This window comes from Mesorhizobium sp. P5_C1 (genome assembly GCF_054049815.1).
In genome coordinates, this window is the sequence record NZ_JBFULQ010000314.1 from 1 (window position 1) to 6564 (window position 6564).

Sequence of the window (6564 nt, forward strand, 5' to 3'; positions counted from 1 at the left end):
GGAAGACGGCCGACAAGAAGCCGGTCAAGAACGGTGAGCTCTGGCAGGCGCTGGATGAGGCCAACAGGCGTCACAAGGTGACCTGGAACTGGGTCAAGGGCCACGCCGGCCATGCCGAGAACGAGCGCGCCGACGAACTCGCGCGCGAGGGCATGGCGCCGTTCAAGAAAGGCCCGRTCAAGCCCGCTGCTGCGCCGAAGCCAGTTGCGCAGGCAAAACAGCCGGTAGCAGCGAAGGCGCGGCGCTCGACCCAGAGTTATTGAACTCAGGAGCAGGTCAGCACTCTCAGGCAGGGATCTTCGATCATGCCGATCCTGTATTATGTCACCCATCCCCAGGTTCAGGTCGATGCCAACATTCCCGTGCCGGAATGGGGGTTGTCCGACATCGGACGAGCGAGAGCGGTTGCAATGCTCGACCAGCCCTGGATCGGCTCGATCCGGCGCATCGTGTCGTCGGCTGAACGCAAGGCGCTGGAAACCGCCGAAATCCTCGCAACACATCTCGGCCTTGCCATCGAGGTGAGGGAAAGGATGCATGAGAACGACCGATCGGCGACGGGGTTTTTACCGCCGCCGGAGTTCGAAGCGGTCGCGGACCAGTTCTTCGCCAACCCTCATGACAGCATTCGCGGATGGGAGCGGGCCATCGATGCCCAGCATCGCATCGTGAGCGAGGTCGACGCCGTGCTTGGCGCCGCCGACGCGGGCGACATTGCCTTCGTCGGCCATGGCGGCGTCGGAACGCTGCTGCTGCTCGCCCTCAGCGGTCGGCAGATCAGCCGCGAAGCGGATCAACCGGCGGGCGGCGGCAACCACTTCGCCTACGATCTCGGCGCACGCCGCCTTGTCCACGGATGGCAGCCGATCGACGCACCGGCGCAGCGTCGCGACGATTAACTTCGCTTCAGCGGATCAGCAGCGCCGTGCCGTAAAGCCCGAGCGCGAACACCGTGTGCGATACCAGGTTGAGGGCGCGGATCTGCATCGGTTTGGGCCGTTTCGAGGCGGCCCAGCCGGCACCCATGCCAGGCGCCAACAGGAACCAGCCGGCACCGACGGTGACGATGCCGAGGATGAAGGCCGGCAGGAAGGTCGGCGCCGCCAGCCATGCCGTTCCCGCCAGCGCGACCAGGATGATGCCGTAGACGATGCCGACAAAATAATGAAAGGCCCAGCCCAGCGCCACTTCCTGCGCGTACGGCTTTGCATCGCCGATATCGTCGTGGAAGACCTTGCCTTCCCTGAGATGCCACACCCAGCGGCCGACCAGGCCCCAGTTCGGTCGTGGCTGGGCAAACACCGTGTTCAGGAAAATCGCCCAGATGTCCATCAGCGCCGTGGCGCCGATGCCGATCGCGATACTGCGCCAGAAGATGTCAGACATCGTCGCGGTCCCCCCCAAAGCTGTCGGGCGAGGGGACTTTGCGGTCCCTGGCCTAACGCTGTCGCCAATATTGTTAGAGCTGTCCCAGAATATGAGCCGCGCCGGACTCGTCGACGCCGGGCTTGGTCTCGACATTGAGCGCCGTGACCTTGCCGTCATCGACGATCATCGAAAACCGCTTCGAGCGCAGTCCCATGCCGGCTGCGGAAAGGTCGTTGTCGAGGCCGACCGCCTTGGCGAAGTCACCGCTGCCATCGGCGATGAAAAGGATCTTGCCTTCGCCGCCGGTGAAGCGCGCCCAGGCGCCCATGACGTGGACGTCGTTGACCGAAACGACGGCGATGGTATCGACGCCGCGTGCCAGGATGGCGTCATGGTTCTCGAGATAGCCGGGCAAATGGTTGTTGCTGCAGGTCGGCGTGAAAGCGCCCGGAACACCGAAAAGCACAACCTTCTTGCCTGTGAAAATCTCGGCCGACGTGATCGGCTTCGCGCCGTCGGCGGTCATCGTCTTGAAGGTCACATCAGGCAGCTTGTCGCCAACGGAAATGGTCATGAGTTCCTCGTCTGGGAAAATGGGGGAGGTCGTGTGATTGCGTAGCGAACTCGACGGCCCTCTGCAACTGTCAAGGAGCGGCCTCAGTCCATGTCGCCCAAAAGTGAGCAGCTGTTTTGGCACTACGACATGGACAAAGAGAGGACCAAGTGCGTCGTATGAATCCGTTCAATGCGACGCGCTTTAAGGAAACGGCAACAGCCCTTCGACGGCGCCGGCCGAACTTGTCAGTGTATAATGAAGCCCGCCATCCGTCGGCGTTGTCGACGGGCGGTCGAGGATCGGCACGGTGAAGATCAGCTTGCCGTCCTTTTCGCTGCGGGCAGGGGTGCCGAACATATAATCCCGCTCGCCGGCGACAAAGAAATCCGCCGCCTCCGGATCGCCAGGAAAGCTCGCTTCGACAATCAGCGTCTCGTGGTCACCCGGCAGCACGTTGATGCCGAAATCGGACCTTGCGGGTGTAGGCAACGCCGCGAAGCTCGCCTTCACCAGCGCCGTGTCTTCGGCATTGTCCGGATCGGAGCCGGGGTCGACGGTCAGCCGCGTCTGCACCGGAATGCAGATCGTTTCACAAATGCCGAGAAAGATGTCGGCGTCGATAACGGCTGGATCTTTCGCCGCCGACAGGGTGAACACGACCGGCAGCGAAACCGGATAGTCGTAGCCTGCCCATTTGCCATAGCCTTCGTCATGACGCTGCGGCGCCGGGAAGGAAAGCTGGGCGTCGGCGATGTTCGTGCTGGCTGAAATGTCGAGCTGCGGCGGCACGCCCGCGTCGCCCGGGTCACGCCAGTAGGTCTTCCAGCCGGGCTTGAGCGCTATGTCGAGAACGCCCTGGATGCGGCCGGCGGCATCGGCCTTGCCGCTGGTCACCAGCCGGACCTTGCCGCCTTCGCTGTTGTACCACGACGATGATGAAGCGGCGGCGGGAAGAACGGTTGCCGATCCGATGGCGGCGCCGAGCAGCAGGATTTTCAAGCTTTGCATGGCGGTGATTTGATCGTCCGTTCGTGGCCGCGCAATGTTTTCATGACCTTGCCGGTATCATATTTGCGTGACCTCGAGGGAAGAATGCTCTGCCTGGTCACATAGGCTTTGGTCGAATCCCGCACGGTGCATCTTTTCGGCGCTTTGGAAACGCGTTACCTTTGCTGTCATGGACTTGTTGCGCCACAAGAAGACAGCCGCCAGCCGCGGTTTTCTCGACGATCAGTTCCTGATTGCCATGCCCGGCATGAAGGACGACCGTTTCACGCGCTCGGTCATCTACGTCTGCGCGCACAGCGATGAAGGCGCGATGGGCCTGATCATCAACCAGACACAGCAGATGCTTTTTCCGGATCTGCTCGTGCAACTGGGCATCATGAACGAACAGGAAGCGATCCGCTTGCCGGCGCAGGCTCGCGATTTCGTCGTGCGCAATGGCGGGCCCGTCGATCGCAGCCGGGGTTTCGTCCTGCATTCGGGTGACTACAGGGTGGAATCGTCGCTGACCGTGTCGGACGACATCTGCCTGACCGCGACCGTCGACATATTGCGCGCCATTTCGTCTGGCCGTGGACCCCGTCACGCGCTGATGGCGCTCGGCTATTCGGGTTGGGGCGCCGGCCAGTTGGAGACCGAGATCGCCGAGAATGGCTGGCTGACTTGCCCGGCCAACGCCGAGCTTCTGTTCGACACCGACATTGAGCGCAAGTACGACCGCATCCTCGCCTCGATCGGCATCGACCTCGCCCATCTCAGCCTCGCCGCCGGACACGCCTGAGCCTCATCACAGAGGTCTCAGGCTTGCGTCAGCGGATACTGTTCCTTCAGCGTCTTCAGCACCTGGTCGCCCGGCATCGGCGCGCCGAACATGAAGCTTTGCACATATTCGCAGCCCATCTGGCGCAGCTCCAGCGCGTCGCGTTCGTCCGAAATGCCCTCGGCGACCACKGACAGTCCGAGTTCATGCGCCATGTTGACCATGGATTTGAGCAGCACCGCGCGTTTGGGGGTGTTGTCGTCGACAAAGCTCTTGTCGATCTTGATCGTGTCGAAGGGAAAACGCGTCAGATAAGCCAGTGAGGAATAGCCGGTGCCGAAATCGTCCAGCGACAGGCCGATGCCGAGCTGTTTCAGCTTGGTCAGCACATGGGCCGTCTGCTCGGGATTATCCATCACCAGCGATTCAGTGAGCTCGAGCCGGAAGCAGCGCGGCTTCAGATTGGCGCGTGCGATGACCGAGCGGACGTCGCTGACCAGGTCGCGGCGGATGAGCTGGCGGCTGGACAGGTTGACCGAGACCGACAGCGGCGCGTCGCCGATCTGCTTTTGCCATCCGGCAAGGTCCTCGGCCGCCTGCTGCATGGCGAAGAGGCCGAGCTGCACGATCAGCCCGCAGCTTTCGGCGACCGGGATGAAATCTGCCGGCGGGATCATGCCGCGACGCGGATGGTCCCAGCGCAGCAAGGCCTCGAAGCCGGCGACGCTGCCATCCTCCAGCCGCACGATCGGCTGATAGGCGAGCGTGAATTCGCGCCGTTCGATGGCGCGGCGCAGGTCGGATTCGAACTGCAACCTGTCGGTGCCGACGGTGCGGAAGGCCGGGCGGAACGGCTCGATCCTGTCGCCGCCGAAGCGCTTGGCCTGATGCATGGCAAGCTCGGCGTCCTTGACCATGTCCTCGGCCGACATCTGCGTCGAGTTCCAGGTGATCAGTCCGATCGATGCGGTCAGCACGATCTCGCGCTTGGCAAAGGTGATCGGGTTGTTGATGGCATGCTTGATGGCGTCAGCGACGGCGGCGATGCGGGACGGATCCTGCTCGGACAACAGCATTAGTGCGAACTGATCGCCGGCAAAACGCGACAGCGAATCCTTCGGCTTGAGCAACCGGTGCAGCCGGCGCGCAATGGTCAAAAGGATGGTGTCGCCGGCCGAGATGCCGAGCCCGTCATTGACCTGCTTGAAACGGTCGATGTCGATGACGAAGACGGTCGGGCGCACTTTTTCTTCGGTGCGGGCGATCGAGATGACCGCTTCCAGCCGGTTCATCAACAGTTCGCGGTTCGGCAGCCCGGTCAAATTGTCGTGCACGGCGTCGTGCAGCAGACGCTCCTCGGATTTCTTCTGTTCGGTGACGTCGACCATGGTGCCGACGCAGCGAATGACTTCGCCGTCCGACCCGATCACCGGCCGCGCGCGCAGCGAGAACCAGTGATAGTGGCCGTCGGCGCCGCGCAGGCGGAAGTTCTGCGACACCCGGCCGCGCCGGTGTTCCAGCACCACGTCAAGCGTCGTGCGGAAGGTGTCGCGATCGTCGGCATGCAGCACCGGCAGCCAGTTGCGCGCGGCACCGCCAAGGCTGTTTGGCGCCAGACCGAGCTGGATGCTGACATCGGGCTTGGTGACGACGCGGTCGCGCAGCACGTCCCAGTCCCACACCGTATCGCCAGATCCGGCCACTGCCAGCGCCTGCCGCTCGAGGTCGGAGAACAGGCCCTGGTGCAGCGCGCCGCCGGCAAAGGCGTGCTGCATGACGGTGAAGCCGATCAGAAGGATGATCAGGATCAGTCCGCCGCCCAATGCCGGCTGGGCGATGTCGTTGTCGAGCATGCCGGTGATCGCCATCCATGACCCGCACAGCCACAACAGCACCATGACCCAACTGGGCACCAGCATGATGGCGCGGTCGTAGCCGCGTATGCCGAGGAAGATGATCAGGCCGAGCCCGGTCAGCGCGGTGGCGGCGAAGGACAGCCTGGCGATGCCGGCGGCGACGGCCGGATCGACGATGGCGACGCCGGCGATCAGCAGCAGTCCAAGGATCCAGACCAGCGCGCCATAGCTGAAATGGCCGTGCCATCGGTTGAGGTTGAGATAGGCGAACAGGAACACCACGAAGGTTCCCGCCAGCGCCACCTCCGTTCCCGCTCGCCACATCTGCTCGTTGCCGGGCGAGATCTCGATGATCTTGTTGAGGAAGCCGAAATCGACGCAAATATAGGCCAGCACCGCCCAGGCGAGCGCCGCGGTCGCCGGGAACATCGAGGTTCCCTTGACCACGAAAAGGATGGTCAGGAACAGCGCCAGCAAGCCGGCGATGCCGATGACGATGCCGCGAAACAGCGTGTAGGAATTGACCGAGTCCTTGTAGGATTCCGGATCCCACAAATAGACTTGCGGCAGTTTCGGCGAAGCCAGTTCGGCGATGAAGGTGATCACCGTGCCCGGGTTCAGCGTCACCCGGAACACGTCGGCGTCGGGGCTGGTCTGGCGGTCGAGCGCGAAGCCTTCGCTGGGCGTGATGGCGGCGATACGGGTCGAGCCGAGATCGGGCCAGAAGATGCCGGAATTCACCAGTCGGAAATGCGGCGCGACGATCAGCCGGTCGAGCTGCTGGTCGGTGGTGTTGGCCAGCGCGAACACCGCCCAGTCGCCGGTCGAACGCGCATCATTAGCCTCGACCTCGATGCGCCGCACGATGCCGTCCGGTCCGGGAGCGGTCGACACCTGGAAATTCTCGCCCTGGTTCCGGTAGATCTCGACGGCGCCCGAAAGGTCGAGCGCGACGTCGTCGCGGGCAATCTTGATCGGTTCGACGGCGAAGGCCGACGATGCCGCGCACAGCGTCAGGA

At 63.3% G+C, this 6564-nt stretch carries 7 protein-coding genes; 3 read left to right on the forward strand and 4 right to left on the reverse strand.

Features of this window, described 5'->3' with window-relative positions; all coding sequences use genetic code 11:
- A partial coding sequence (locus ACXJ7R_RS21565; RefSeq protein ID WP_457153618.1) for an RNase H family protein occupies positions 1–263 on the forward strand: 263 nt, incomplete at its 5' end.
- Between the two features lie 42 nt (positions 264–305).
- Positions 306–899, forward strand: a complete 594-nt coding sequence (locus ACXJ7R_RS21570) for a histidine phosphatase family protein (protein ID WP_457153619.1) — start codon at positions 306–308, stop codon at positions 897–899.
- Positions 900–906: 7 nt separating this feature from the next.
- Here the strand turns inward: ACXJ7R_RS21570 and ACXJ7R_RS21575 are convergent, their stop codons facing one another.
- From ACXJ7R_RS21575 to ACXJ7R_RS21585, 3 genes are all read right to left on the reverse strand, one after another.
- Positions 907–1386 (reverse strand): DUF2938 domain-containing protein, encoded by a 480-nt coding sequence (locus tag ACXJ7R_RS21575; protein WP_457153620.1) that lies wholly within the window; start codon positions 1384–1386, stop codon positions 907–909.
- 73 nt (positions 1387–1459) lie between these two features.
- Positions 1460–1942: a redoxin family protein gene (locus ACXJ7R_RS21580; RefSeq protein WP_457153621.1), complete on the reverse strand. Its 483-nt coding sequence runs from the start codon at positions 1940–1942 to the stop codon at positions 1460–1462.
- A gap of 183 nt (positions 1943–2125) precedes the next feature.
- Entirely contained in the window at positions 2126–2932 is an 807-nt protein-coding gene (locus tag ACXJ7R_RS21585; protein ID WP_457153622.1) for a protein-disulfide reductase DsbD domain-containing protein, read from the reverse strand.
- A gap of 169 nt (positions 2933–3101) precedes the next feature.
- Between ACXJ7R_RS21585 and ACXJ7R_RS21590 the strand changes: the two genes are divergently transcribed.
- A complete protein-coding gene (locus tag ACXJ7R_RS21590; RefSeq protein WP_091576862.1) occupies positions 3102–3710 on the forward strand; it encodes a YqgE/AlgH family protein in 609 nt (202 codons plus the stop codon).
- A 17-nt stretch (positions 3711–3727) separates the two neighbouring features.
- On the opposite strand, the gene ACXJ7R_RS21595 is transcribed toward ACXJ7R_RS21590, so the two are convergent.
- Complete coding sequence (locus ACXJ7R_RS21595) at positions 3728–6562, reverse strand: EAL domain-containing protein (RefSeq protein WP_457153623.1); 2835 nt, start codon at positions 6560–6562, stop codon at positions 3728–3730.
- Positions 6563–6564: the final 2 nt, after the last annotated feature.

What these genes read in the sequence shown, in the direction of transcription:
- ACXJ7R_RS21570 (WP_457153619.1), top strand. Translation starts at nt 306, where the DNA reads ATGCCGATCCTGTATTATGTCACCCATCCCCAGGTTCAGGTCGATGCC.
- ACXJ7R_RS21575 (WP_457153620.1), bottom strand. Translation starts at nt 1,386, where the DNA reads ATGTCTGACATCTTCTGGCGCAGTATCGCGATCGGCATCGGCGCCACG.
- ACXJ7R_RS21580 (WP_457153621.1), bottom strand. Translation starts at nt 1,942, where the DNA reads ATGACCATTTCCGTTGGCGACAAGCTGCCTGATGTGACCTTCAAGACG.
- ACXJ7R_RS21585 (WP_457153622.1), bottom strand. Translation starts at nt 2,932, where the DNA reads ATGCAAAGCTTGAAAATCCTGCTGCTCGGCGCCGCCATCGGATCGGCA.
- ACXJ7R_RS21590 (WP_091576862.1), top strand. Translation starts at nt 3,102, where the DNA reads ATGGACTTGTTGCGCCACAAGAAGACAGCCGCCAGCCGCGGTTTTCTC.